The organism is Streptosporangium sp. NPDC000509 (assembly GCF_042898365.1).
Taxonomy (GTDB): domain Bacteria; phylum Actinomycetota; class Actinomycetes; order Streptosporangiales; family Streptosporangiaceae; genus Streptosporangium.
In genome coordinates this window covers 44,048-67,500 of record NZ_JBIAYX010000011.1, presented here as the reverse complement: position 1 = coordinate 67,500, position 23,453 = coordinate 44,048, and the positions used below count along the sequence as shown (strand labels likewise).

Sequence of the window (23,453 nt, the reverse complement as noted above, 5' to 3'; positions counted from 1 at the left end):
ACCCTCGCCCGCTCTCAGTCCATCTGAGCAAAAGGAGAAAGGAGATCAGCATGAGCACGACCAACACCCTGGCCACCCTCGCCGCCGTCTTCGTCGCCCTGTACGCCGCCCACTCCGTGGGGGATCACTGGGTGCAGACCCACCACCAGGCGTGCGCCAAGGGCGCCCCCACCGTTGCCGGACGGTTGGCCTGCCTGCGGCACGTGGCCACCCTCACCCTGACCAAGGCCGCCGCGCTGGCCGCGCTCGCTTTGGTGGCCGACCTGACGCTGCACCCGATCACGCTGCTGACCGGCCTGATCGTGGACGCCCTGTCGCACTACTGGGCCGACCGGCGCGTCACCCTCGCCGCGCTGGCCGAACGCCTGGGCAAGGGCGACTTCTACCACCTGGGCGCACCCCGCCCCGATACGGCCGACGCCCCGCACCTGGGCACAGGCGCCTACGCCCTCGATCAGTCCTGGCACATCGGCTTCCTGTTCATCGCCGCTCTCATCATCGCCACCTGAAAGGCAGGTCCCGTTCCATGCCCGTCTACCACCACCACGGCCCGGTCAAGGTCACCAAGAACGGCCGGATCATCATCGACGGCCAGCAGGTCGGCATCACCGCCCTCACCCTCGACACCACCACCACCGACACCGACGACACCGAGCAGGAGAAGTAGCCATGGCCGGCAAGAAGTGTGAGGCCACGTTCATCGCCAGGGACGGCGGCGAGTCCGTCACCTGCGACCGCGACGGGCGCCACATCGTCCACCAGGAGTCCAGCACCAAGACCAAGGCCGTGCGGCTCCCCGGCGGCGCCTTCATCACCAAGCCCACCACCAAGTAGGAGGACGGACAGATGATGACCACTCCGACCCCGGAACCCTCCCCTGACGATGTCGCGCGTGGCCTGGCCGAGCTGGAACGTCACCTCGGCGAGCAGGCTCCGCCGCTCCCTGCCATCCCGTCCGCTCGCCCGATCGAGACCGTCGGCCAGACGAAGCGTGTGCAGCGGTTGCGTGCCGAGGTGGCCGAGGCGCACCTGCTGGCCGATCTCCAGGGTGACGATGCGCCGCTGCTGGTGGACACGGCCAAGGTGCGTAAGCGCCGCAAGCAGGCCCGCGAAGCGGCCCGGCTGCACGAGCTGGGTCAGGACCCGGCTATGCGTGCCTGGCAGGCCGCGCGGATGCGTCGCGTCCTGGTGGCCGCGGCCATGGTCTCGCTCACCCTGGCGCTGGCGTGGTCGACGGCCGGTGTGCAGACCTTCGCCGCCGACGGCGCCCCGGCCTGGTCGCCCTCGTGGGTGTTCGCCTGGCTGGTCGAGCCGTTCATGAGCCTGGCCCTGCTGGTCGTGGTCGGCGCCCGCGCCTACCTCGGCACCCGCGGGCAGCCGATCGAGTCGCCCACCCTGGTCCGGATCGAGTGGCTGTTCCTCGCGTTGACCCTCGGTATGAACGCCTGGCCTTACCTGCCCGGCGTCGCCGAGACGTTCAGCATCTCCCGGCTGGTGCTGCACATCCTTGGTCCGGTCGTCGCCGTCGCCATCGTGACCGCGTTGCCGATCATCCTGGCCGCCTTCACCCGCCTCGATCACGGCACGGATGCAAGATCCGGTAACCCCCTTACTCCCCTGGAGTACAGGGCGAACACCAGCGCCGATTCCGACCCGCGCGAGCACTCCGACGACCCCGGCCAGGGCCTCGACGCCGTGACCGCGCACGTGCGGCACCTGATCGCCGCCGGACAGTTGCCCGCCTACCCCAGCGCCGCAGCGATCCGCCGCGCGGCTCGATGTGGGATGGACACCGCCCGCTCTGTGCGCGACGCCCTCGTCAAGGAGGCGACGTGATCCACCGCCCCAGCACCGACGCCCCCACCAACCGCTTCTACGGGACGCGGCCCCACTCCGCCAAGAACGTGGCCGCGCCCCGCAACCCCGCCGCCATCAATCAGCACGAGGTGACCTCATCATGACCGACATCCCGACCGAGACCAACGGCCACCGCCCGGAATGGACTCTGAAAGTGGCCGCCGCGATCCCCGAGCAGGGCGGACCGGTCGACGACAAGCCGCCCGCCGATGGGGCCGAGGTGGTCTCCCTGGAGACCGTCCGTGACCGCCGTCACCCCTACCCGCCCACCCCCGCCGCACCGGAGCGGTACGCCCCGGTGCTGGAGGGCGAGGTCATCCGGGTGGATGCCCCCGCGAGGCCGAGCGTGACTGGCGCGCCGAGCTGGCCGAGAAGTCCCGCACCCGCCGCCCGATCATCCCGCTGTGGCTGCGCTCGCGCCGCGAAGCCCTCGACACTCTGGCGTGGGCGGGCGAGTACTCCGCTTACGTGGCCGGCTACCAGCTCGCCCGCACCCCGCTGTACGCCGGTCGGCTGACCGCCCGCGCGCCGCGCGGCCTGGCCCGCCTCATCTCCGGTGTGGTGCGCTGGACGTTCGATCTGGAGGGCGAGCCGGTCCGGCTGACCGCGGTGCAGAAGGCCGACCCCGAGGCGTACCTGAAGCTGAGCAGGCAGCGGGACTCTCGGGTGCGGCTGCGAGTGTGGGTGTCCGGGGTCGCGCTAGTCACGCTGCTGATCGCTGCCCTGCTGGTGGCCGCCGCCCCCACCGTCGCCCAATGGTCGGCGCTGGCCGTGGCGCTGGCCGTGCTGGGCGTCATCGGCAAGCCCGCCGACCGCCCCCTGATCGACCGCGCGGTTCTGCCGACCCGCGTGGAGAAGCTCACCAGTGACATCGTCATCCGCGCCCTGAGCGCGCTGGGCATCGCCGGAATCACCCAGGCCATCGCCAAGCATCCCGGCGACGCGATCCGGTTCGTGGCCCCGATCACCCGCGACGGCCCCGGCTGGCGCGCCGACATCGACCTGCCCTACGGGGTGACCGTGGGCGACGTCATGGACAAGCGCGACCGCCTGTCCGGCTCGTTGCGCCGTCCGCTGGGCTGCATCTGGCCCGAGGGCGACTCCTCCGTCCACGAGGGACGACTGATCCTGTGGGTGGGCGACAAGGACCTGTCCAAGACCATCGTCACCTCACCCCTGCTCAAGGCCACCTCCCACGATGTGTTCAAGGGCATCCCGTTCGGCAACGACCCCCGCGGACGGCTGATCACGGTGCCGCTGATCGAGCACAACGTGCTCATCGGCTCCCTTCCCGGCCAGGGCAAGACCGCCTCGGTGCGCGAGCTGGCCGCGGGCATCGTGCTCGACGTCACCGCCGAGCCGTGGTTTCACGAGCTGAAGGGCTCCGGTGACCTGGACCCGTACGAGAAGGTCTGCCACCGCTACGTCTCCGGCATCGAAGACGAAGCCATCGCTTATGCCGCCGACTCTCTGGCGCTGTTGCGCAAGGAGGTCATGCGCCGGGCTGGGGTGCTCAAGACGCTGCCGCCGGACCTGTGCCCGGACCGCAAGGTCACCCGCGCCATCGCCGACAGGCGCTCTCTGGGGTTGCATCCGCTGGCCTGCATCATCGACGAGTGCCAGAACCTGTTCGCCCACCCCAAGTACGGCAAGCAGGCCGGCGAGGACGCGGAGTTCATCATCAAACTGGGCCGCGCCCTGGGCGTGGTGCTGATCTTGGCCACCCAGCGGCCCGACAAGGACAGCCTGCCCACCGGCATCTCGGCGAACGTGTCCATCCGGTTCTGCCTGCGGGTGGCCGGCCAGGTCGAGAACGACATGATCCTGGGCACGTCGGCCTACAAGAACGGCATCCGCTCCACGCTGTTCGTCCCCGGCCCGCCGGAGAAGGGCGGCGACGCCGGTACCGGCTACCTGGTCGGTGCGACCCCGATGCCCAAGGTCGTCAAGAGCGCCTACCTCGACACCCCCAACACCCAGCTCATCGCCGATCGGGCGTACGCGCTGCGCAAGGCCGCCGGAACCCTGTCCGGCCACGCCGCCGGAGAGCAGCCCGAAGCCACCGCGCCCGCCTATGACCTGCTGGCCGACATCGCCGCCGTGCTGGCCGCGGGCGAGGCCAAGGTGTGGAACGAGATCGTGGTGGACCGCCTCGCCGAGCTGCGGCCTGACGTGTATGGGCCGTGGGCCGAGCAGGAGGGCGGCGCCAAGACCGCACAGTTGACCAACGCGCTCAAGCCCTACGGCGTCAAGACCGGCCAGGTGTGGGGCGCCCCGACCGGGGGCGGTAAGGGCGCCAACCGGATCGGCATCGTCCGCGACGACATCCTGAACGCCATCACCGAGCGTGACGGAAAGAAGGGGTCCGGGACCGGTTCCTGACCCGCTGATCGCCTCTAGGTCTAGAGGCTGCCCCCTCTAGACCTAGAGGCCCCGCTAGAGGCCCATTCGCGGACCTACCAGCGACCTAGCGCCTAGAGCGCCACCTGCGAAAACCCCTGGAAACGGCCCCGGAGGCCCGTATGGCAACCGCCATTGTCCTGCTAGGACTCTGCCTACTCGTCGTCACATTCTGTTACCTCGCCCGGTGTCTGATCTCCCCGTGGGGGACCTGCACCCGGTGCCGTCCCGGAGGCAGGAACCGCACCTGCCGCGCCTGCGACGGCACCGGCATGCGGCCCCGCCTCGGCTGGCAGTTGTTCGTCCACCTGCGTCGCCTGCACCGCGACGGCACCCGATGAGCGCCCTCACCGCCGGATCGGTGTGTACCGGCTACGGCGGCCTGGATCTCGCCGTCTGCGCCGTGCTCGACACCCGCCCGGTCTGGGTCGCCGACCCCGACCCCGGCGCGTCCCGCATCCTGGCCCACCGCTACCCCACCGTGCCCAACCTCGGCGACATCACCGCCGTCGACTGGGCCACCGTCCCGCCGGTGGACGTCCTCACCGCGGGCTTCCCCTGCCAAGACCTGTCGTATGCCGGACGTGGCGCCGGCATCAAGGAAGGCACTCGAAGTGGACTGTGGAAGACCGTCGCCCACGCCGTGGGCGTACTACGACCCGCACTCGTCGTCCTTGAGAACGTGGCAGCGATCGTTGCTCGACGACCCGGCCTGGACGTCGTCGCCGCCGACCTTGCCGCGCTCGGCTTCGATGCGGAATGGACATGTCTACGCGCGTCCGACGTCGGCGCCCCGCACCGCCGCGAACGCTGGTTCTGCCTGGCCTGGCCCGCCGCCCCTCGGAGCCCGCGACTCCAAGGGCCGCGGCTACCCCGACGGCCTGCCGGCGGTGGCCGAGCTGCTGCCCACCCCGACGACGTCCGAGGGCACCGGAGCAGGACATGCCGCCCAGGGCGGGATGAACCTGCGTCACACGGTCTCGCTGCTGCCCACTCCGAGGGCATCGGAGCGGGAGAACCGGCAGACCAAGCGCTCCCCGTCGCAGGAGGCGAGCACGCACGGGCTGTGCCTGGCCGCCGAGGTGGCCTCCCTGCTCCCGACGCCGAGAGTCGCAGCCACCAGGACGAGCCGGTCAGCGATCATTCGCCCGGACAGCCGGTCCTCGCCCAGCCTGGACCAGGCGATCGAGCTGGCTTCGGGCATCTTGCCAAGGGAACTGACCAGCCTGGAGGAAGCGCCGAGGGCGTGGCATGGGGTGCATACGAGCCAGCCATCCGACGCTGGGAGCACATCCTCGGCTGCCCCGCACCCCGGCCAACTGACGATCGACGACGCCTTACCCCCGCCTTCGTCGAATGGGTAATGGGCCTGCCCGCCGGATGGGTCACCGACGTTCCCACCCTGACCCGCAACCAGCAGCTCCACGCCCTCGGCAACGGCGTGGTCCCCGCCCAAGCCATCGCCGCCCTGCACACCCTGCTGCCCGCCTACCCCTCGGCCACCACATCGGCTCCGGAGGGCATCGCGTCATGAACCCCAACCCCCAGCTTCGCTACGCGCTGGCCGCCGCCGCCCGCGGCTGGCACGTCTTCCCCATCTCCATCGGCGACAAGCCCCCGATCAAGGGCTTCACCGACTGGGAGACCAACGCCACCACCGACCCCGACGTGATCCGGCGCTGCTGGTCTCACGCCCCCTACAACATCGGCATTGCCTGCGGCCCCTCCAACCTGGTCGTCATCGATCTCGACACCCGAAAGGACGGGCAAAGCCCGCCGCCCACTTGGGACCTGCCGGGGGTCAACGAAGGTGCCGACGTGCTGGCCGTCCTGTGCGAGCGCGCCGGACAACCCCTGCCGTTCGAGACCTTCACCGTGCGTACCCGACGCGGCGGCATGCACTTGTACTTCACCGCCCCGGACCGCGCCCGGCTGGGCAACACCGAGGGCGACAAGGGCAACGGGCTGGGCTGGCTGATCGACACCCGCGCCAATGGTGGCTACGTGCTGGGACCTGGCAGCTTCGTGGATCTCCCGGACGGCACCGGCAGCTACGAGGTGGTTCACAACACGACCCCGGCCCCGCTGCCCCCCTGGTTGTTCCAGCAGCTTTCACCCCCGCCCCGACCGGCGCCGCAACCGGTACGCCTGGCCCTGCCCGACACCCGGCATGGCGCCTACCTGCACAGCGCGATCACCCGCGAATTGGACCGTGTCGCCACCGCCCCGCAGGGGCAGCGCAACGGCTCGCTCTACCTGGCCGCCATCGCCCTGGGCCAACTCGTCGCCGGTGGCGCGCTCGCCGAGGCCGAGGTGACAACCCTGCTGGAACAACAGGGGGTCGATGCCGGGCTGAGCCGCGCCGAGACCGTCCACACCATCGCCTCCGGGCTGAAAGCCGGTGCCAAGCGGCCCCGCACGGTCGCCGCATGACCAGCCCGCACAACAGCACAGGAGCAGATCTCATGAGCCCGACCGAACCCGTCAGTCACGGCGCGATGTTGCTTGACGCGCTGCTGGCCGCGCTGACCCGCTACGTGATCCTGCCGACCCCGCAGGCCGCCGACGCGGTGGTGTTGTGGATCGCCGCCACCCACGGCCAACCCGCGTGGGCACACGCCCCGCGGCTGGTGATCCGCGCCCCGGAAAAGCGGTGCGGCAAGTCCCGGCTGCTGGACGTGGTCGAAGCGTGCTGCCATGACCCGTTCATCACCGTCAACAGCAGTAGCGCCGCGGTTTACCGCTCGATCAGCGACGACCCGCCCACGATGTTGGTCGATGAGGCCGACACCATCTTCGGCCCGAAAGCGGACGGGAACGAGGACCTGCGCGGGCTGCTGAATGCCGGACATCAGCGCAACCGCCCGGCCAAGCGCTACGACGCCAACACCGGCCGCGTGGAGTCCATCCCGACGTTCGCCATGGCCGCACTCGCCGGAATCGGCGCGATGCCCGACACCATCGAAGACCGCGCCGTCGTAGTCCGGATGCGCCGGCGCGGCCCCGGTGAGACGGTGGCCCCCTACCGGCACCGCCGAGACCGGCCCCTGCTGCGCCAGCTGGCCGAAGACCTGTCCGCGTGGCTACGCGCCGACCTGCCCACCCTGGAGCAGGCCGAACCCGCCATGCCGGTGGAAGACCGCGCCGCCGACACCTGGGAACCCCTGGTCGCCGTCGCCGACCACGCCGGAGGCCACTGGCCCGAACGCGCCCGCGCCGCGGTGCTCGCTCTGACCGCCGAAGCCGACGACCAGGGACAGCCCTCGACCAAGGTCCGACTGTTGACCGACTGCCGGACCGCGTTCGGCACCGACACCGTCATCCCTACCTCTGTCCTGCTGGAGCGGCTCAAGGCCGACCCCGAAGCGCCGTGGGCCGACTATGGCCCCGCCGGACTGAGCGCGATGAAGCTGGGCGTGATTCTGCGGGAGTACGACATCCGTTCGGCCAACATCCGCTTCCTCGACGGCACCCAGGCCAAGGGCTACCAGCGCGCCGACTTCCTCGACGCCTGGGCGCGCTACTGCCCCCTGCCGAACCTCCCGGACACCCCGAAGAACACCGAGCTTCCCCTGTTCGAGGGGGGTAGCCGTCCAAGCCGTCCCAACCTCGTCATTGCAGGTCAGCGCGGGACGCCTTCCATCCGTGGGACGGCTTAGCCGTCCCAACGATTCCCATCGCCTCCTGTCTTTGGGACGGCTAAGCCGTCCCACCACAGCGAGCCGTCCCAGCCTGACCAGCACAAACGATGCTGGGACGGCTTGGACGGCTCCCCCTCCCCAAACTGCTCCGACCTGCCGCGGACCTGCCAGGAGACACCCATGCCCAAGGGCGAAAAGCTCACCATCGCCGACATCTGCGAAGACCTCGACATCAGCCGATCCACCTTCTACGACTGGCGCCAGAAGGGTCGCGCCCCCAAGTGCATGAAGCTCCCCAACGGAGATCTCCGTGTCCGTCGCGCCGACTATGACCGCTGGCTGGCCAGCCTGGAGGACGCTGCCTGATGAAGAGCATCACCTACGACGTCAGGGTCTACAAGACCGATGTCTACAAAGGCCAGAAGGTCACCAGCTACTACGTGGTTTGGAAGGTGGGCGGCAGGCGCTGGCGGGAACCGTACCGGAATGCCGCTCAGGCCGACGCGTTCCGCTCGGAGCTGCTCACCGCTACCCGCAAGGGTGAGGCGTTCAGCCTCGACACCGGCCGCCCGGTCTCGTGGGCGCGAGACGAGAACACCATGAGCTGGTACGACTTCATTTGCGCCTACATGGATATGAAATGGCCCGACCTCGCTGGCCACTCTCGCCGAATCACGGCCACCGCGCTCCGAGACGCGACCCTCGTTCTTCTCACCGCTGGGAAGAACCGCCCAGAGCAGGCGATCCTGAAGCGCGCACTGATGGAATGGGTTCTCAACACCCCGCGCCGGAAGGCGGGTGACCCACCTGACGATCTCTTCATGGCGGTGCGCTGGTTGCGCGAGAACACATGTGAGGTGGCTGTGCTCTCCGACTCCGAGACGGCCCGGAAGGTCATGGCGGTGCTCTCCACCAAGAGGGACGGCAAGCGCGCCGCGCCCAGCACCGTGCAGCGCATCCGCGGTGTCCTGGTCAATGCGTTGGAATACGCCATGAAGCGCGAACTACTCGGCGAGAACACCGTCAAAGCGCTGCCGCGCCGATCGTCAAAATCCGTCAAACAGGTGGACAAGCGGAAGGTGGTTAACCCGGTCCAGGCCCGCAGACTCCTGGAAGCGGTCGGGAAGCAGGGCAAGCCCATCACCGCTGGCGGACAGGATCGAACAGGGCTACGGCTGGTGGCGTTCTTCGGGGTCATGTACTACGCGGGACTGCGCCCGGAGGAAGCCGTCAACCTCCGCAAGCACAACCTCCTCCTTCCCGAGGAGGGATGGGGAGAGCTCATTCTGGAGAAAGCCAACCCGGCTCCCGGCTCCGCGTGGTCCAACAGCGGGGAGCGTCGCGATCCCGGCCCGCTCAAACATCGAGAGGAGGGAGACACCCGCAATATCCCGTGCCCACCGGCACTGACCCGTCTGTTACATGACCATCTCAGAAGGCATGGCACAGCTGCGGACGGGCGGCTATTTCGCGCGATCGGGGACGACAGCGACCTATACGAGAGCACCTACCACCGGACGTGGCGGGGAGCCCGAAAGGCAGTCCTCACCGAGGAGGAGTTCGCCTCACCTCTGGCCAAACGGCCCTACGACCTACGCCATGCGGCTGTGTCCACATGGCTCAATGCCGGGGTACCCGCTACCCAGGTTGCCGAGTGGGCGGGACACAGCGTCGCTGTGCTGCTCTACGTCTACGCGAAGTGCATCGAAGGACAGGAAGACCTCGCCCGTCAGCGAGTCTCGGATGCTCTCAAGGAGACCGATCACAATTAGGTAACCTCAAAATTTTGCGGACGTATTTGGGACGATCACCCGTAGCCGTTCGGCGACAGCCGTAGACAGCCGGACAACGCCAAAAGGCCCGTGATCCAGTTTTCACTGGTCACGGGCCTTTAAGGCAGACCTTCCTAGGTGCCCCCGGAGGGACTCGAACCCTCACTCGAACCCTTTTAAGGGGTTTGCCTCTGCCATTGGGCTACGGGGGCGCCGTAATCATACGTAACGGACCACTCATGCGTAACTGCTCAAGGCAACCGTCGCATCACTTCCGCTGAGAATCTTATGGATCGTCCCGCCTTCGGGGGACCCGGTCAAGGAATAGCACATCGCCGGGAACGGCGAACCCGGAGGTGGGCCTCGTCGGCCACCTCCGGGTTCGGGAGTTCGGTTCACTCTCCGGGTTCGGACGTCCGGTTCACACTCGGAGTCTGTTCGCTCTTCGGGCGTTCAGTGGCTCGCCGCGGCGCGGAACTCCGTGCGCGGTTCCTCGATCTCTCCGAGAGAGACGGTCTCGCGCTTGAAGAAGAGCGCCAGGGTCCAGTCGGCCGTCACCCGGACCTTGCGGTTGAAGGTGGGAACCCGCGACAGGTGGTAGGTGCGGTGCATGAACCACGCGGCGAGCCCGCGCAGCTTGATCCCGTAGACGTTGGCGACCCCCTTGTGCAGGCCGAGCCCGGCGACGGAGCCGACGTACCTGTGCCGGTAGTCGACCAGCTCCTGCCCGTGCAGGCTCCGGGTGATGTTGTCCGCGAGGACCTTGGCCTGCCGTACGGCGTGCTGCGCGTTGGGCGCGCAGTACTGGCCGGGGTTGGTCAGGTCGGGCACCCCGGCCACGTCTCCCGCCGAGTAGGCGTCCTCGACGCCGACCACGGTGAGACGGGCGGTCGTCTTGATCCTGCCTCGCTCGTCGAGGGGCAGGTCTCCGGCGTTGACGACCGGACTCGGCTTCACCCCGGCGGTCCACACGATGGTGGCCGACTCGAACTCGTCGCCGTCGGAGAGCTTGACCAGGCCGCCCTCGCAGGAATCGAGGCGGGTGTTCATCTTGACCTCGATGCCGCGCTCACGCAGCTGCTCGGCGGTCCACGCGCCCATCTCGGGGCCCACCTCGGGGAGGATGCGATCGGTGGCCTCGACGAGGATCCAGCGCATGTCCTCGCGGGAGATGTTGCGGTAGTAGCGGATGGCGTCCACCGCCATGTCCTCCAGCTCGGCCAGCGCCTCGACGCCGGCGAAACCCCCGCCGACCACGACGAACGTCAGGGCGCGCCTGCGCAGGGCCTCGTCGTCGTCGCTCTCGGCCCGGTCGAGGAGTTCGAGCACCCGGTTGCGCAGCGCGATCGCCTCGCCGACCGTCTTGAAACCGATCGCGGCGTCGGCCAGGCCGGGGATGGGGAGCGTACGGGAGATCGATCCGGCGGCCATCACCACGATGTCGTAGTCGATCTCGTGCGGAGTGCCGACGTTGGGGGCGAAGGTGACGGTCTTGGCCGCGTGGTTGACCTTGGAGACCTTGCCGTTGAGGATCGTCGCCTTCGAGAGCACGCGGCGGAGCGGGACGACGACGTGCCGGGGCGAGAGGTTTCCCGCGGCGGCCTCGGGGAGGAACGGCTGGTAGGTCATGTGGGATTCGGGGGTCAGGACGGTGATGCGCACGCTTCCATCGCGGAGCTCCCTGCGGAGGGTGTGCTGCAGGCGCAGCACGGTGTAGAGGCCGACATAGCCTCCACCCACGACCACGATGTGCTTGGAGTTGCGGTTCACTTCGACACTGTCCTTAGCTTCGAGGCTTGTGAAACCTTTCACAAGGATACGCTCACGCTTCCCGTCGCACCAGCCGCCTACCTGGCAAGCTGGCTCTAATTTCCGTCATCAGCTAGAAACATCACTCTTCTCGCGAGAATTCCGATCAATCTTCTCTTTGTGATCGACTTCACAAGCCCCGTAGCGCGTTCGCCCTGCTGAAGAGATCGTCGAGCATCTGTGCGGTCACCCTGCCGGTGAAGGTGTTCTGCTGACTGGGGTGATAGCAGCCGAGAAGGTGCGCGGGATTTCCCTGGGGAGAGGTGATCTCCACCTCGGCGCCGTGCCCGAAGGGCGGTCTCGGCCGCGGCAGGGCGTACCCGGCGTCCCTCAGCGCGGGCCAGATCGCCTGCCAGGCGAAACCACCCAGCGCGACGACCACCCGTACCTCCGCCGAGACCAGGGCGACCTCGCGGGAGAGCCAGGGCAGGCAGGCGGCCCGCTCGGCGGGCTCGGGCTTGTTGGCGGGCGGTGCGCACCGGACCGCGGCCACCATCCGCGCGCCGACGAGCCGCTGGCCATCGTCCGCGCGAAGGCTCGTCTCCTGTACGGCCAGGCCCGTCCGGTACAGCGAGGCGAACAGCCAGTCGCCGCTGCGGTCTCCGGTGAAGATCCTTCCGGTCCTGTTGCCGCCGTGCGCCGCCGGGGCGAGCCCGACGATGAGGACCTCGGGCCTCTCGTCACCCCATCCCGCGATGGGCCGGCCCCAGTAGGTCTCCTCCGCGAACGCCCGCCTTCGCACCGTCGCCACCTCCTCGCGCCACTCCACCAGGCGCGGGCAGGCCCTGCAGACCGACTGCGCGGCCGTGAGTTCCGCGAGGGTACGGCTCTCCCCCGCGAGTTTCCGCACTTCGGCGGGGTCGTGGGCGACGGGGGTGCCGGGCTGGGCGGGATCACCGGGCCAGCCGGATCCGGGAGAAACGTAGCTCATGTCCTCGATGGTGCCCGACACGCGAGAGCACCGGGTCCACGCTCGCGATGCCCGGCGCGCGAGACCACCCGGTTCACGCCCTCACGGCGTCCGGCACGGGAGCACTCGATTCACGCCCGCGCGGGAGCGCCCGGCCCACCTCCCGCCTCGGGGAAGCCGGAAGACGGCGCGGGAAACGAGAAGCGGCGCCCGCTGGGTGCGGGCGCCGCCTGTTTCACTCGGGACGCGGCCCGGCGTCAACCGCCGGGCGCGCTACCTCGACCTACCGTGTCCTCAACGTTCTCAACCAGCGGTCTCGGTGACGGCCGGGGTGGGAGTGGGGGTCACGGTGGGGGTCGGCGTCGGGGTCGGGGTCGGCTTCGGCGGGTGCTTGCAGAAGACCTTGCCGACCGCGGTGCCGGTGGTCGGGCCACCGGAGATCTCGATCGCACGCTTGGACTCACCGGAGGCAGAGGCGGTCCAGCTGTCGGACACGCTCTGGCTCTGCGAGCCGTAGCCGCTGAAGTGGGCGTACTTCCAGTCGCCCGCCACACCGTCGCTGATCCAGCGGTACCTCACGGTGGTGCGGCCGCTCGCGCCGATCGTGCCGGTGAAGGTGCGGGTCGTCGGGCAGGTGCCCGCGTAGAAGGACGGACCGTCCACGGACGCCCAGACCTTCGGCGACGTGTCCTTGCACCAGATCTTGAAGTGGACGCGGTTAGAGGACGCCTTCACCGGGCCGACGACCTGCAGCACGGCCCAGCCCCTGAAGTTCTCACCGGGCTTGATCACGTGGACGACCTTGCGCGAGCCGTTGACGCGGATGGCGTCACGCTCGACGACCTCGCCGTTGACGACCCAGCGGTAGTGCACCCAGCGGGTACCGGTGGCGGTGATGCGACCGATCAGGGCAGCCTGGCAGTTGCCCTCGTCGACCCACGCGTCGGCGTCGACGCGGCGAGGAACGACGACCTCTTCCTTGTCGCCGTTGGAGCCACAGGTGACCGAGAAGTGGCCCTTCGAGGAGGTGGCGCCACGCGGGGACAGGACCTGGATGGCCTGCCAGCCCTTGACGTTGCCCTTGAAGGTGGACTTCTCCTTGACCGTGAAGCTCTTGACGCCCTTGCCGCGGAAGGTGAAGGACTTCACCTTGCTCTTCGAGCCGTCACCGTGCAGCCACCGGTAGGCGACCGTGGTCTTGCTCTTGACGGCCTTCACCTTGATCTTCGAGGAGAAGGTCACGCCGACGGGGCACTCACCCTTGTACTTCGAGGGCGATGCCTTGGGGGTTCCGACAGAGACGGCCGGCTTCGGCTTGCCGGCGGCCGAGGCCACCGTACCCGCCTGGCTCGAACCACTGGCCGCCGCTGCGGGCGTGGCCAGCATGCCTACTGCCATCGTCGCCAGCATGGCCGCGCTGGCTCCTGCTGCGGCTAGCTTGGTGGCTAGTCCGGACTTCATGAGGGGATGCTCCGTTCGTTGGGAAGCAAGATTGCTCGGGAGACGGTTGCCGCCCCGACAACAGCTGTGTCTGGCACTACGGCAAAGCCTCACTAAAGCTTCTTTACCTAACCATAAACGGTAAGCTTTCCTCAATACTCCCTAAACGGGTTAATTGTCTAGGTCTCGTTACGAGTCAGCGATCGACCACGCGATGCCATCGAGGATGTCGTGCTCGCTCGCGACCACATCGCCGAAGCCGTAACGGGTCACTATTCGGTCCAGGATGAGGGCGCCCGCCCCGATCACGTCGACCCTTCCCGGGTGCATGAGGGGAATCGCCGCTCGCTGTTCAACGGTCATTCCAAGCAAGCGCTTGGCTACGTCATGCACCTGACCTGCGGAAATTCGCGAGTGGTGGATTTTCTTCGGATCGTATGTCGGCAGCTCAAGCGCTATTCCCGCGACGGTGGTCACGGATCCCGCGAGCCCGACCATCGTCAGCGCCCGCTCCACGGGCACCTCGGCCGCGACCCGGTCGAGCGCGTCGTCGATGTCGGCGGTCATCGCCTCGACCGCCTCCGCCGACGGAGGGTCGCCCGCGTCGCGCAGGTGGCGCTCGGTCAGCCGGACGCACCCGATGTCGACCGAGAGCGCGGCCTCCACGTGCGTCGAGCCGAGCACGAACTCGGTCGAGCCGCCACCGATGTCGACCACGAGGTACGGCGGGCGGGTGCCCTCGGGGGCGGGCAGGCCCGTCTCCTCGGAGAAGCGCACCAGATCGCGGGTCGCCCCGGCGAACGACAGCTCCGCCTCCTCCGCACCGGTGATCACCTCGGGCTCCACGCCGAAGATGTCGCGTACGCCGTCCACGAAGTCCTGCCGGTTGGCGGCGTCCCTCGTCGCGCTGGTGGCGACCACGCGGACCGAGGAGGCCCCGAGCCCGTCGATGAGGCCCGCGTAGCCGCGCATGGCGGCGAACGTACGCTCCAGGGCCTCCGGCGCCAGCCTGCCGGTCCTGTCGACCCCCTGCCCCAACCGGACGATCTCCATCCGGCGCTCCAGGTCGATCAGCCTGTCCCTGCCGACGTCGGCGACGAGCAGACGGACGGAGTTGGTGCCACAGTCGATCGCGGCGACGCGGATCACTCGGTCTCCTTCGAGGTCGGTGCCACGGCCTCGGCACACGGGGCTACGGATTGGTCGACGCACGGCCCGGCGGACCACCAGTCGCCGAGCGCGTCGAGGGCCTCGCGGCCGAAGGGGTTGCCGCCCGGCACCGCGAGTTCGTGCCCGACCAGGGCGTGCAGGCACTTGACCCGGGTCGGCATGCCCCCGGTGCTCTGCATGTCGCGGGGCAGCGGCTCCAGGCCCTCCTCGGCGGCCGCCCTGTCACGACGCGCCACATAGTCGTCGTGCGCGGCCCGGTACGCCTCGGCCAGCTTCGGATCCTCGGCGAGCCTGGCCTGCATGTCCCGCATCATCCCCGAGGTCTCCAGCCTGCCGATGGCCGAGGCGGCCCTGGGGCAGGTGAGGTAGAACAGGGTCGGGAAGGGCGATCCGTCGGGCAGCCTCGGGGCGGTCTCGACGACGTCGGGAAGCCCGCACGGGCAGCGATGCGCCACCCTCCGCAGTCCTCGCGGCGTCCGGCCGAGCTGTCGCTCCACCGCCGCCACGTCGCGGTCGTCAACCATTCGTGGACACCCCCCTGAAAGACGACAACCAGGGTATCGGCGTCACCCGGCGGACTTGGCCGCCTTCTGTCCCCCGCCGCTGTCGGCGGCCTTCACCGAGTCCCACAGCGTCTCGTACCACGGGGGCCTGGCGACGGCCTTGCGCTCGCCGGTCGTGCCCTTCCCCGGCGAGGGCGAGTCCCCCATGACGACGTAGCACTTCTGCCCGGGATCGCAGTAGAAGAGACGCTCCCTGCCCAGCCGCTTGATGAAGCCGGGGTCGAGGTTCTGCTTGGAGCGGTCGTCAAGGGCCTTGATCTCGGCGATCACTCTCGCCTTCTCCTGCTCCAGCTGGGCGATCTGGCGGCGCTGGGCGACGTACTCCCTGATGGGGTAGGCGAGACTCATCGCGATCGCGCACACCACGATCGCGAGCACCGCGGCCCGTCCCGTCAACTGTGGTCGTGCCGCCATGCGTCCCCCTCCGTCTCCACGCTCCGTATCGACGCTCGTCCGCGGTGTGGCTCGCGCCCGGATCCGGGCGCGAGCCGCCAGCAAAAAACTACCGCCGGAAGCGCGGGAACGCGGCGCGACCCGCGTAACGGGCCGCGTCGTCCAGAAGCTCCTCGATACGGAGCAACTGGTTGTACTTGGCCACCCGGTCGGAACGGGCCGGGGCGCCGGTCTTGATCTGGCCGCAGTTGGTGGCCACCGCGAGGTCGGCGATCGTGGTGTCCTCGGTCTCGCCCGAACGGTGGCTCATCATGCAGCGGTAACCGCTGCGGTGGGCCAGGTCCACGGCGTCGAGGGTCTCGGTCAGCGTGCCGATCTGGTTGACCTTGACCAGCAGCGCGTTCGCGGTGCCCTCGGCGATGCCGCGGCCCAGACGCTCGGGGTTCGTCACGAACAGGTCGTCGCCGACCAGCTGGACCTTGTCCCCCAGGGCGCGGGTGATGGCGTTCCAGCCCTCCCAGTCGCTCTCGTCCAGCGGGTCCTCGATGGAGACCAGCGGGTAGTTGGCGACCAGGTCCTCGTAGAAGGCGATCAGCTCGGTCGCCGACAGGCCCTTGCCGTCGATGGTGTAGACGCCGTCCGAGTGGAACTCGGAGGCGGCCACGTCCAGGGCGAGCCCGATGTCCTCGCCCGCGACGTATCCGGCCTTCTCGATGGCGACCAGGATCAGGTCGAGCGCGTCACGGTTGGAGGGCAGGCTCGGCGCGAAGCCGCCCTCGTCGCCGAGGCCGGTGGCGTACCCCTTCTCCTTGAGGACGGACTTGAGGGCGTGGTAGACCTCGGTGCCCATCCGCACGGCCTCGCGGAACGTCTCCGCCCCGATCGGGGCGATCATGAACTCCTGGATGTCGACGTTGCTGTCGGCGTGCGCGCCGCCGTTCAGGATGTTCATCATCGGCACCGGCAGCACGTGCGCGTTCGGACCACCGAGGTAGCGGAAGAGCGGCAGCTCGGCGCTCTCCGCGGCGGCCTTGGCCGCGGCGAGCGAGACACCCAGGATCGCGTTGGCGCCCAGACGGGCCTTGTTGGGCGTGCCGTCGAGGTCGATCATCACCTGGTCGATGCTGCGCTGCTCGGCGGCGTCGAACCCGAGGATCTCGTCGGCGATCTCGTCGGTCACACCGAGAACGGCCTTCTCGACACCCTTGCCGCCGTAGCGCTCGTCGCCGTCACGCAGCTCGACGGCCTCGAACTGGCCGGTGGACGCGCCGCTGGGAACCGCGGCGCGCCCCTGGCTGCCGTCGTCCAGGAGGATGTCGACCTCAACCGTCGGGTTGCCCCGGGAGTCAAGGATCTCTCGGGCGGTAACGCCCTCGATGGAAGCCACGAAGCGCTCCTAAAGTCGCAGGACAGTTTGCCTCGGAAGCCTATCGAGATCCCCATACCGACACGGCGACCGGGCCACCGCCGAACAATGTTCGCGCAATTTCCATACAAACCTCCCAACACACCCCACCCCCACCTCAGGCCCCACCCATCTCCCCCTCGCCAAGAACCGCCCCAAGAACACGCCTGACTCGATCGGGGCAACCGCCGCCGAATGGCTCACCGCCACATCCCCAGAAGCCCCGGGAACACCCCCAAGGCCCCCGAAGACATGCCCAACCCGCCTTTCCTCGCGGGACTATCCGTGAGGCCGCGCCGGCGACTGGACTGAGGAGAGGAAGGTCGTGAGGAACGAACGATCTCCCTCGACGAGGGAAGGAGCCGGGTAAGAGCGGCCTCACCGCGACGCGAAGCGTCGCAAATCACCCGCCTCACCGCGACGCGAAGCGTCGCAAATCACCCGCCTCACCGCGACGCGAAGCGTCGCAAATCACCCGCCTCACCGCGACGCGAAGCGTCGCTTATAGGCACGAGCCACGGCCCGCAGTTCCGCCTCAGGGTCGAGTCCGGCCGCCTGAGCCTGCCGTACGAGCTCGAAGAGCCTCGCGCCCACACCTTCGGCGGGAACCCCCTCGGGAAGGGTCGTCGGGGCTCCGACACCCTCGGCGCGGCGCAGGAGCTGCGCGACGAGGGAGAGCGCCGGCTGGCCCATCGGGACGCCGTCGACGACCGAACCGGGGTCGCCGCCGTTCTTGGCCGCGCGCTCGGCGGCCTTGATGGTCTCCCAGTTGGCGCTGACCTCTCCGGCGCCCTCGACCCGGGTGTCGGCGAAGACGTGCGGGTGCCGGCGGACGAGTTTGGCGACGATGCCCTCGGCCACGTCGTCGATGTCGAACCCCTCGAACCCCTCCGCCCCCTCCGCTGCGACCCGCGCGTGGAAGGCGACCTGCAGGAGCAGGTCGCCCAGTTCCTCGCGCAGCGCCGCGCGGTCGCCCTCCTCGATCGTCTCCAGGACCTCGTAGGCCTCCTCGATGAGGTACGGGGCGAGGGACTCGTGGGTCTGGCGGGCGTCCCACGGGCATTCGACTCGGAGCCGGTCCATCACCGAGACCAGGTCGAGCAGTCGCGCGCCCGGCAGGTCGTACGAGCCCGGCACGACCTCGATCACCGGCGGGTCGTCCAGCACCACCGCGGCGTGGCCGATGGAGCGCATCAGCGCCTCGTCGGCCTCCAGCCACACGACGGTCCCCGAGACGGCCTCGCGGACCAGCGCGGCCGGGTCGCAGACGACCACCTCGACCTCGACCCCCGCCTCCGCCAGGTAGGGCAGGTGCGGGTGGTCGGCGGACCCGGTGCGCACCGGGCCCTCCTCAAGGACCTGCCACGCGCGGCGGCTGAGCAGCCCGGGAGCGACCCGGGGCGAGGTGGTGACGACGATCAGCGACATGCCGAGCTACTGCTGCGGCGGCGCGGGCGGCGCGTCGGCGGGGCCGGGAGCGCCGACGGTGCCGAAACGGCCGGCGTCGGCGAAGACGCCCGGCTGCTGCTCGCTCCGCTCCTCGTTCAGCTTGCCGTACCGGGGGTTCCAGGTGATCGGCATCGCCTGCAGGTCCTTGATCGCCTGCTGCTGGCCGCGCTGGATGGCGGCCTCGTCCGTACCGCCGCCGTACTTGGCGACGAGCTTGCTGACCATCACCTGCGACTTCAGGAACTCGCGTGCCTGCGAGGGCGCCACGGCCTGCTGGAGCATCTGCTGCTCGAACTTCTCCTGGCCTCCCTGGCCCGCGATCACCTGGTCGACCTCGCCCTCGGTGACCGTGATGCCCTTGCTCGTCGCGACCTGCGCGTACTGCTTGGCGTTGGCCAGCTGGAAGAGCACGAGCTGCGGGACGCTGTCCTGGAACTGCAGCTGCGAGGCGGACAGGCCGGCCTTGGCCAGCGCCGCCTCGTACTCCCGCACGTTCCTGTCCAGCTCGCCCGAGCTGATGCGCTCCCCGCCCACGATGGCCGCGGCACCGGCCTGGTTCGGAGAGCAGGCGGTCAGCGCGACACCGGCGGCGACGACCGCCAGGATGACGCGGATTCGAGTCGACTTCACATGCGTTCCCTTCACGACAAACGCCGCTTACTCTACCCGCACGGTTTCGAGGAACATCGCCTCGACAAGATCACCGCACCACTTGAGCAGATCCAGGTCGCGCAGCGGCTGGCCGCCGAGGGGCCTGGTCTTGGGCACCGGCACCAGCAACGTACCGGCCGCCTGCTTCAGCAGCGCCTTCGGGTAGAGCCTTTGCAGCCTGACCTGCTGGGAGTCCTTCAGGTCCACCGGCGCGAACCTGATGTTCTGCCCCTGCAGGGTGACGTCGGTGAGCCCGGCGCGGCGGGCGCGGACGCGGAAACGGGCGACCTCCAGCAGGTTCTCCACCGGCTGGGGCGGCCGTCCGTACCGGTCGACGAGCTCGTCGCGCACCGCGCCGATGTCGGAGTCCGAGCCGATCGCGGCGATCCGCTTGTACGCCTCCAGCCGCAGCCGCTCCGAGGTGACGTAGTCGTGCGGGATGTGGGCGTTGATCGGCAGCTCGACCTTGACGTCGGGCCGCTCCTCCTCCTGGTAGGTGCCCGCCAGCTTCGCCTTCTGCTCCTGCACCGCCTCGGCCATCATGCGCACGTACAGATCGAAGCCGACGCCCGCGATGAAGCCCGACTGCTCGGCGCCCAGGATGTTGCCCGCGCCGCGGATCTCCAGGTCCTTCATCGCCACGTACATGCCCGCGCCCATCTCGGTGTGCTGGGAGATCGTGGCGAGGCGTTCGTGGGCGGTCTCGGTGAGCGGCTTCTCCGGCGGGTAGAGGAAGTAGGCGTAACCGCGCTCGCGGCCCCGGCCGACCCGGCCGCGCAGCTGGTGGAGCTGGGACAGGCCGTAGTTGTCGGCCCGGTCGACGATGAGGGTGTTGGCGTTGGGCACGTCCAGGCCCGACTCGACGATCGTGGTGCAGACGAGCACGTCGAAGTCGCGCTCCCAGAAGCCCACCATGATCTTCTCCAGCTGGTGCTCCTGCATCTGGCCGTGCGCGACGGCGACCCGCGCCTCGGGCACGAGCTCGCGCAGCATGGCCGCGACCTTGTTGATGCTGGCCACGCGGTTGTGGACGAAGAAGACCTGGCCGTCGCGCATCAGCTCGCGCCGGATCGCGGCGCCGATCTGCTTCTCGTCGTACGGGCCGACGAAGGTGAGGATCGGGTGCCGCTCCTCGGGCGGGGTGAGGATCGTGGACATCTCCCTGATGCCGGTGAGGCCCATCTCCAGCGTGCGGGGGATCGGGGTGGCTGACATGGCCAGCACGTCGACCTGGGTGCGCAGGTGCTTCATCGCCTCCTTGTGCTCGACGCCGAACCGCTGCTCCTCGTCGATGATGATCAGGCCGAGCTGCTTGAACCTGACCTCCGGCGAGAACAGCCGGTGCGTACCGATCACCACGTCGACCGAGCCTTCCCGCAGACCCTCCATGGTCGCGGAGACCTCGCCGTCGCTCTGGAACCGCGACAGCGGCCTGACGTTCAGCGGGAACCCGGAGAACCGCTCGGCGAAGGTCGACATGTGCTGCTGCACCAGCAGCGTGGTCGGCACCAGGACCGCCACCTGCTTGCCGTCCTGCACGGCCTTGAACGCCGCCCGCACCGCGATCTCCGTCTTGCCGTAGCCCACATCGCCGCAGATCAGCCGGTCCATCGGGATCGGGCGCTCCATGTCACGCTTGACCTCGTCGATCGCCTCCAGCTGGTCGCCCGTCTCGGCGTAGGGAAAGGCGTCCTCCATCTCCCGCTGCCAGGGGCTGTCGGGCGCGAAGGCGTGTCCCGGCGAGGCCATCCGGGCGGAGTACAGGCGGATCAGCTCTCCGGCGATCTCCTTGACCGCCTTCTTCGCCTTGGTCTTGGCCTTGGCCCAGTCGGCGCCGCCCATCCGGTTGAGCGTGGGTGACTCGCCGCCGACGTAGCGGGTGACCTCGTCGAGCTGGTCGGTCGGCACGTAGAGCCGGTCGCCCTTGGCGTACTCGATCACCAGGTATTCGCGGGTGGCGCCCTGCACGGTCCGCTGCACCATCTCGATGTAGCGGCCCACGCCGTGCTGCTCGTGCACGACGTGGTCGCCGACCTTGAGCTGGAGCGGGTCGACCATGTTGCGGCGCCGGGAGGGCAGCCGCCGCATGTCCTTGGTCGACGCCTTCTGGCCCACCAGGTCCAGGTGGGTCAGCACGGCGAGCGCCGGGGTCACGAACCCGTGCTCGACCAGGCCCGTGGTGACGTGGACGACCTTTCTGTCCGGCACGGCGTCGAGGCCCGGCTCCAGGCGGGCGGGCAGGTCGACGCCCTTGAGCAGCTCGACCATGCGCTCGGCGGGGCCGTGGCCCTCGCTCAGCAGGACGACGACCCGATCGGAGTCGAGCCAGCCCTTGATGTCGGACAGCGCCCGCTGGGTGTCGCCACGGTAGGACTCGACCTCGTGCGCCCGCAGCGCCGTACCCCCGCCGAGGCCCTCGGCGGCGTCACCGTCGGCGCCGGCACCGAACGGCGCGAGCGACCACCAGGGCCGACCGAGCCGCCGCGCGTGGTCGCGGACCTCCTCCAGGTCGCGAAAGGCCGCCGCACCCAGGTCGATCGGCGCCTCGCCGCCGGACGCGGCGTTGATCCAGGACGCCTCCAGGAACTCCTGACTCGTCCGCACCAGCTCGTCGGCACGCCCCCGGATCCGCTCCGGGTCGCACACGAAGATCGCCGACTGGCTCGGCAGGTGGTCGATGAGCAGGTCCATCTCCCCGGCGAGCACGGGCGCGAACGCCTCCATGCCCTCCACCGGCACGCCCTCGGCCAGCTGCTCCAGCGTCTCCACCAGCGAGGGATGCGCCTCGGCGAGCTCCCTCGCCCGCTGCCTGACGTCGTCGGTCAGCAGCAGCTCGCGGCAGGGGGCGGCGAACAGCCCGTCCTCGGCCACCTCCAGCGAGCGCTGGTCGGCGACCTTGAACCAGCGGATCTCCTCGACGGTGTCGCCCCAGAACTCCAGCCGGAGCGGGTGCTCCTCCGTGGGCGGGAAGACGTCGAGCAGGCCGCCCCGCACCGCGACCTCGCCGCGCTTCTCCACCATGTCGACCCGGTGGTAGCCGTTCTCCACGAGACTGTGGACGACGGTGTCGAGGTCGGCGTCGTCCCCTGCGCGCAGCCGCACCGGCCGCAGGTCGCCCAGCCCCCGGACGATCGGCTGGAGCAGCGCCCTGATCGGCGCGACGACCACGTGCAGCGGCCCCGCCGAGTGGTCGCCCTCGACCGGATGGGCGAGCCTGCGCAGCACCGCCAGACGCTGCCCCACGGTGTCGCTGCGCGGCGACAGGCGCTCGTGCGGAAGCGTCTCCCACGCGGGGAAGACCGCGACGGTGCTCTCGTCCAGGAGGCTGGTGAGGGCCGAGGCGAGATCCTCGGCCTCGCGCCCGGTCGCGGTCACCGCCAGGACGGTCCTCGCCTTCCCCTTGGCCCCCTCCCTGGCCAACGCCGCCACCGCGAAGGGTCGCAACGCGGGCGGCGCGACCAGCGACACGTCGGACGAGTCGCCCCCGCGCACGTCCTGAAGAAGGGAAGCCAGCTCAGGCTCCCCGGCGACAAGGTCCAGAAGTCCGGAAAGACTCATCAGATTCGCCCACAGCCCCACGACGGCAACACGACAACCCCGAGCCGAGAGAACACGGGGGGTACCCGCCCAAGGCTACCGAATCGCAGGCCGGTGCTCCGGCCTTCGGATACGCGGGACCAACCCGTGAGGCCGCGCCGACGACTGGACCGAGAAAAGGAAGGTCGCGAGGAACGAGCGATCTTCCTCGACGAAGGAAGGAGCCGGACAAGAGCAGCCAAACCGCAACACCCCAGCGTCACCAACAAAACGAGCCAGACAAAAGTGGCCTCACCGCGATGCCCCAGCGTCTCCAGTGGCGGGACTACCCGTGAGGCCGCGCCGGGGACTGGACTGAGGAGAGGAAGGTCGCGAGGAACGAGCGATCTTCCTCGACGAAGGAAGGAGCCGGGTAAGAGCGGCCTCACCGCGACGCGCAGCGTCGCCATGTAGCTG

The 23,453-nt window shown here is 69.3% G+C and carries 24 protein-coding genes, 1 tRNA gene and 1 pseudogene; 14 read left to right on the top strand and 12 right to left on the bottom strand.

Annotated features, from left to right (window positions below; genetic code table 11):
* Positions 1-50 precede the first annotated feature (50 nt).
* From ACFY3D_RS21035 to ACFY3D_RS20995, 9 genes and pseudogenes are all read left to right on the top strand, one after another.
* A complete protein-coding gene (locus ACFY3D_RS21035) occupies positions 51-509 on the top strand; it encodes a DUF3307 domain-containing protein (protein WP_389981551.1) in 459 nt (152 codons plus the stop codon).
* Between the two features lie 17 nt (positions 510-526).
* Positions 527-667: a hypothetical protein gene (locus tag ACFY3D_RS21030; RefSeq protein WP_389981549.1), complete on the top strand. Its 141-nt coding sequence runs from the start codon at positions 527-529 to the stop codon at positions 665-667.
* 2 nt (positions 668-669) lie between these two features.
* Positions 670-834: a hypothetical protein gene (locus ACFY3D_RS21025; protein WP_389981547.1), complete on the top strand. Its 165-nt coding sequence runs from the start codon at positions 670-672 to the stop codon at positions 832-834.
* Between the two features lie 12 nt (positions 835-846).
* Positions 847-1,836, top strand: a complete 990-nt coding sequence (locus tag ACFY3D_RS21020; protein WP_389981545.1) for a hypothetical protein — start codon at positions 847-849, stop codon at positions 1,834-1,836.
* A complete protein-coding gene (locus ACFY3D_RS21015) occupies positions 1,833-1,961 on the top strand; it encodes a hypothetical protein (protein ID WP_389981543.1) in 129 nt (42 codons plus the stop codon). The genes ACFY3D_RS21020 and ACFY3D_RS21015 overlap by 4 nt, the downstream gene beginning before the upstream one ends.
* Positions 1,958-2,374, top strand: a complete 417-nt coding sequence (locus tag ACFY3D_RS21010; protein ID WP_389981541.1) for a hypothetical protein — start codon at positions 1,958-1,960, stop codon at positions 2,372-2,374. Before ACFY3D_RS21015 ends, ACFY3D_RS21010 begins: the two co-directional genes overlap by 4 nt.
* Positions 2,326-4,239 (top strand): cell division protein FtsK, encoded by a 1,914-nt coding sequence (locus ACFY3D_RS21005; RefSeq protein WP_389981539.1) that lies wholly within the window; start codon positions 2,326-2,328, stop codon positions 4,237-4,239. Before ACFY3D_RS21010 ends, ACFY3D_RS21005 begins: the two co-directional genes overlap by 49 nt.
* A gap of 140 nt (positions 4,240-4,379) precedes the next feature.
* Positions 4,380-4,598: a hypothetical protein gene (locus ACFY3D_RS21000; RefSeq protein ID WP_389981537.1), complete on the top strand. Its 219-nt coding sequence runs from the start codon at positions 4,380-4,382 to the stop codon at positions 4,596-4,598.
* A pseudogene (locus tag ACFY3D_RS20995) lies at positions 4,595-5,071 on the top strand (DNA cytosine methyltransferase); the annotation flags it as partial. The gene ACFY3D_RS21000 and the pseudogene ACFY3D_RS20995, both read left to right, overlap by 4 nt.
* A 156-nt stretch (positions 5,072-5,227) precedes the next feature.
* Here ACFY3D_RS20995 and ACFY3D_RS20990 read toward each other — a convergent pair.
* Complete coding sequence (locus tag ACFY3D_RS20990; protein WP_389981890.1) at positions 5,228-5,461, bottom strand: hypothetical protein; 234 nt, start codon at positions 5,459-5,461, stop codon at positions 5,228-5,230.
* 42 nt (positions 5,462-5,503) lie between these two features.
* Here ACFY3D_RS20990 and ACFY3D_RS20985 point away from each other — a divergent pair, with 42 nt between their 5' ends.
* The 5 genes from ACFY3D_RS20985 (at position 5,504) to ACFY3D_RS20965 (ending at position 9,670) form a co-directional block, all read left to right on the top strand.
* Entirely contained in the window at positions 5,504-5,791 is a 288-nt protein-coding gene (locus ACFY3D_RS20985; protein ID WP_389981888.1) for a hypothetical protein, read from the top strand.
* Positions 5,788-6,690, top strand: a complete 903-nt coding sequence (locus ACFY3D_RS20980) for a bifunctional DNA primase/polymerase (protein ID WP_389981535.1) — start codon at positions 5,788-5,790, stop codon at positions 6,688-6,690. Before ACFY3D_RS20985 ends, ACFY3D_RS20980 begins: the two co-directional genes overlap by 4 nt.
* 32 nt (positions 6,691-6,722) lie before the next feature.
* A complete protein-coding gene (locus ACFY3D_RS20975; protein ID WP_389981533.1) occupies positions 6,723-7,916 on the top strand; it encodes a DUF3631 domain-containing protein in 1,194 nt (397 codons plus the stop codon).
* 162 nt (positions 7,917-8,078) lie between these two features.
* Positions 8,079-8,264: a helix-turn-helix transcriptional regulator gene (locus ACFY3D_RS20970; RefSeq protein ID WP_389981531.1), complete on the top strand. Its 186-nt coding sequence runs from the start codon at positions 8,079-8,081 to the stop codon at positions 8,262-8,264.
* Positions 8,264-9,670 carry a tyrosine-type recombinase/integrase gene (locus ACFY3D_RS20965; RefSeq protein WP_389981529.1) on the top strand — a complete coding sequence of 469 codons (1,407 nt, stop codon included), beginning with the start codon at positions 8,264-8,266 and terminating at the stop codon, positions 9,668-9,670. The genes ACFY3D_RS20970 and ACFY3D_RS20965 overlap by 1 nt, the downstream gene beginning before the upstream one ends.
* Before the next feature lie 139 nt (positions 9,671-9,809).
* Here ACFY3D_RS20965 and ACFY3D_RS20960 read toward each other — a convergent pair.
* The 11 genes from ACFY3D_RS20960 to mfd form a co-directional block, all read right to left on the bottom strand.
* Positions 9,810-9,882 (bottom strand) — tRNA-Leu (locus ACFY3D_RS20960).
* Between the two features lie 241 nt (positions 9,883-10,123).
* Positions 10,124-11,440 (bottom strand): NAD(P)/FAD-dependent oxidoreductase, encoded by a 1,317-nt coding sequence (locus tag ACFY3D_RS20955; protein ID WP_389981527.1) that lies wholly within the window; start codon positions 11,438-11,440, stop codon positions 10,124-10,126.
* Positions 11,441-11,609: 169 nt separating this feature from the next.
* Entirely contained in the window at positions 11,610-12,410 is an 801-nt protein-coding gene (locus tag ACFY3D_RS20950) for a uracil-DNA glycosylase (protein WP_389981525.1), read from the bottom strand.
* 282 nt (positions 12,411-12,692) lie between these two features.
* Positions 12,693-13,850 carry a hypothetical protein gene (locus ACFY3D_RS20945; protein ID WP_389981523.1) on the bottom strand — a complete coding sequence of 386 codons (1,158 nt, stop codon included), beginning with the start codon at positions 13,848-13,850 and terminating at the stop codon, positions 12,693-12,695.
* A 168-nt stretch (positions 13,851-14,018) separates the two neighbouring features.
* Positions 14,019-14,978 (bottom strand): exopolyphosphatase, encoded by a 960-nt coding sequence (locus ACFY3D_RS20940; RefSeq protein WP_389981521.1) that lies wholly within the window; start codon positions 14,976-14,978, stop codon positions 14,019-14,021.
* The gene (locus ACFY3D_RS20935) at positions 14,975-15,523 is read right to left on the bottom strand and encodes a DUF501 domain-containing protein (protein WP_350949998.1); all 549 of its coding nucleotides are present in this window, start codon (positions 15,521-15,523) and stop codon (positions 14,975-14,977) included. Before ACFY3D_RS20935 ends, ACFY3D_RS20940 begins: the two co-directional genes overlap by 4 nt.
* Before the next feature lie 42 nt (positions 15,524-15,565).
* Positions 15,566-15,976, bottom strand: a complete 411-nt coding sequence (locus ACFY3D_RS20930) for a septum formation initiator family protein (protein ID WP_389981519.1) — start codon at positions 15,974-15,976, stop codon at positions 15,566-15,568.
* A gap of 88 nt (positions 15,977-16,064) precedes the next feature.
* Entirely contained in the window at positions 16,065-17,342 is a 1,278-nt protein-coding gene (eno, locus tag ACFY3D_RS20925) for a phosphopyruvate hydratase (RefSeq protein WP_350950000.1), read from the bottom strand.
* A gap of 498 nt (positions 17,343-17,840) precedes the next feature.
* Positions 17,841-18,788, bottom strand: a complete 948-nt coding sequence (locus ACFY3D_RS20920; protein ID WP_389981517.1) for a MazG family protein — start codon at positions 18,786-18,788, stop codon at positions 17,841-17,843.
* Positions 18,789-18,794: 6 nt separating this feature from the next.
* Entirely contained in the window at positions 18,795-19,439 is a 645-nt protein-coding gene (locus ACFY3D_RS20915; RefSeq protein ID WP_362898840.1) for a SurA N-terminal domain-containing protein, read from the bottom strand.
* Positions 19,440-19,466: 27 nt separating this feature from the next.
* Entirely contained in the window at positions 19,467-23,018 is a 3,552-nt protein-coding gene (gene mfd, locus ACFY3D_RS20910) for a transcription-repair coupling factor (protein WP_362898838.1), read from the bottom strand.
* Between the last annotated feature and the right edge of the window lie 435 nt (positions 23,019-23,453).

What these genes read in the sequence shown, in the direction of transcription:
- ACFY3D_RS21035 (WP_389981551.1), top strand. Translation starts at nt 51, where the DNA reads ATGAGCACGACCAACACCCTGGCCACCCTCGCCGCCGTCTTCGTCGCC.
- ACFY3D_RS21030 (WP_389981549.1), top strand. Translation starts at nt 527, where the DNA reads ATGCCCGTCTACCACCACCACGGCCCGGTCAAGGTCACCAAGAACGGC.
- ACFY3D_RS21025 (WP_389981547.1), top strand. Translation starts at nt 670, where the DNA reads ATGGCCGGCAAGAAGTGTGAGGCCACGTTCATCGCCAGGGACGGCGGC.
- ACFY3D_RS21020 (WP_389981545.1), top strand. Translation starts at nt 847, where the DNA reads ATGATGACCACTCCGACCCCGGAACCCTCCCCTGACGATGTCGCGCGT.
- ACFY3D_RS21010 (WP_389981541.1), top strand. Translation starts at nt 1,958, where the DNA reads ATGACCGACATCCCGACCGAGACCAACGGCCACCGCCCGGAATGGACT.
- ACFY3D_RS21000 (WP_389981537.1), top strand. Translation starts at nt 4,380, where the DNA reads ATGGCAACCGCCATTGTCCTGCTAGGACTCTGCCTACTCGTCGTCACA.
- ACFY3D_RS20990 (WP_389981890.1), bottom strand. Translation starts at nt 5,461, where the DNA reads ATGCCCGAAGCCAGCTCGATCGCCTGGTCCAGGCTGGGCGAGGACCGG.
- ACFY3D_RS20980 (WP_389981535.1), top strand. Translation starts at nt 5,788, where the DNA reads ATGAACCCCAACCCCCAGCTTCGCTACGCGCTGGCCGCCGCCGCCCGC.
- ACFY3D_RS20975 (WP_389981533.1), top strand. Translation starts at nt 6,723, where the DNA reads ATGAGCCCGACCGAACCCGTCAGTCACGGCGCGATGTTGCTTGACGCG.
- ACFY3D_RS20970 (WP_389981531.1), top strand. Translation starts at nt 8,079, where the DNA reads ATGCCCAAGGGCGAAAAGCTCACCATCGCCGACATCTGCGAAGACCTC.
- ACFY3D_RS20965 (WP_389981529.1), top strand. Translation starts at nt 8,264, where the DNA reads ATGAAGAGCATCACCTACGACGTCAGGGTCTACAAGACCGATGTCTAC.
- ACFY3D_RS20950 (WP_389981525.1), bottom strand. Translation starts at nt 12,410, where the DNA reads ATGAGCTACGTTTCTCCCGGATCCGGCTGGCCCGGTGATCCCGCCCAG.
- ACFY3D_RS20945 (WP_389981523.1), bottom strand. Translation starts at nt 13,850, where the DNA reads ATGAAGTCCGGACTAGCCACCAAGCTAGCCGCAGCAGGAGCCAGCGCG.
- ACFY3D_RS20935 (WP_350949998.1), bottom strand. Translation starts at nt 15,523, where the DNA reads ATGGTTGACGACCGCGACGTGGCGGCGGTGGAGCGACAGCTCGGCCGG.
- ACFY3D_RS20930 (WP_389981519.1), bottom strand. Translation starts at nt 15,976, where the DNA reads ATGGCGGCACGACCACAGTTGACGGGACGGGCCGCGGTGCTCGCGATC.
- ACFY3D_RS20920 (WP_389981517.1), bottom strand. Translation starts at nt 18,788, where the DNA reads ATGTCGCTGATCGTCGTCACCACCTCGCCCCGGGTCGCTCCCGGGCTG.
- mfd (WP_362898838.1), bottom strand. Translation starts at nt 23,018, where the DNA reads ATGAGTCTTTCCGGACTTCTGGACCTTGTCGCCGGGGAGCCTGAGCTG.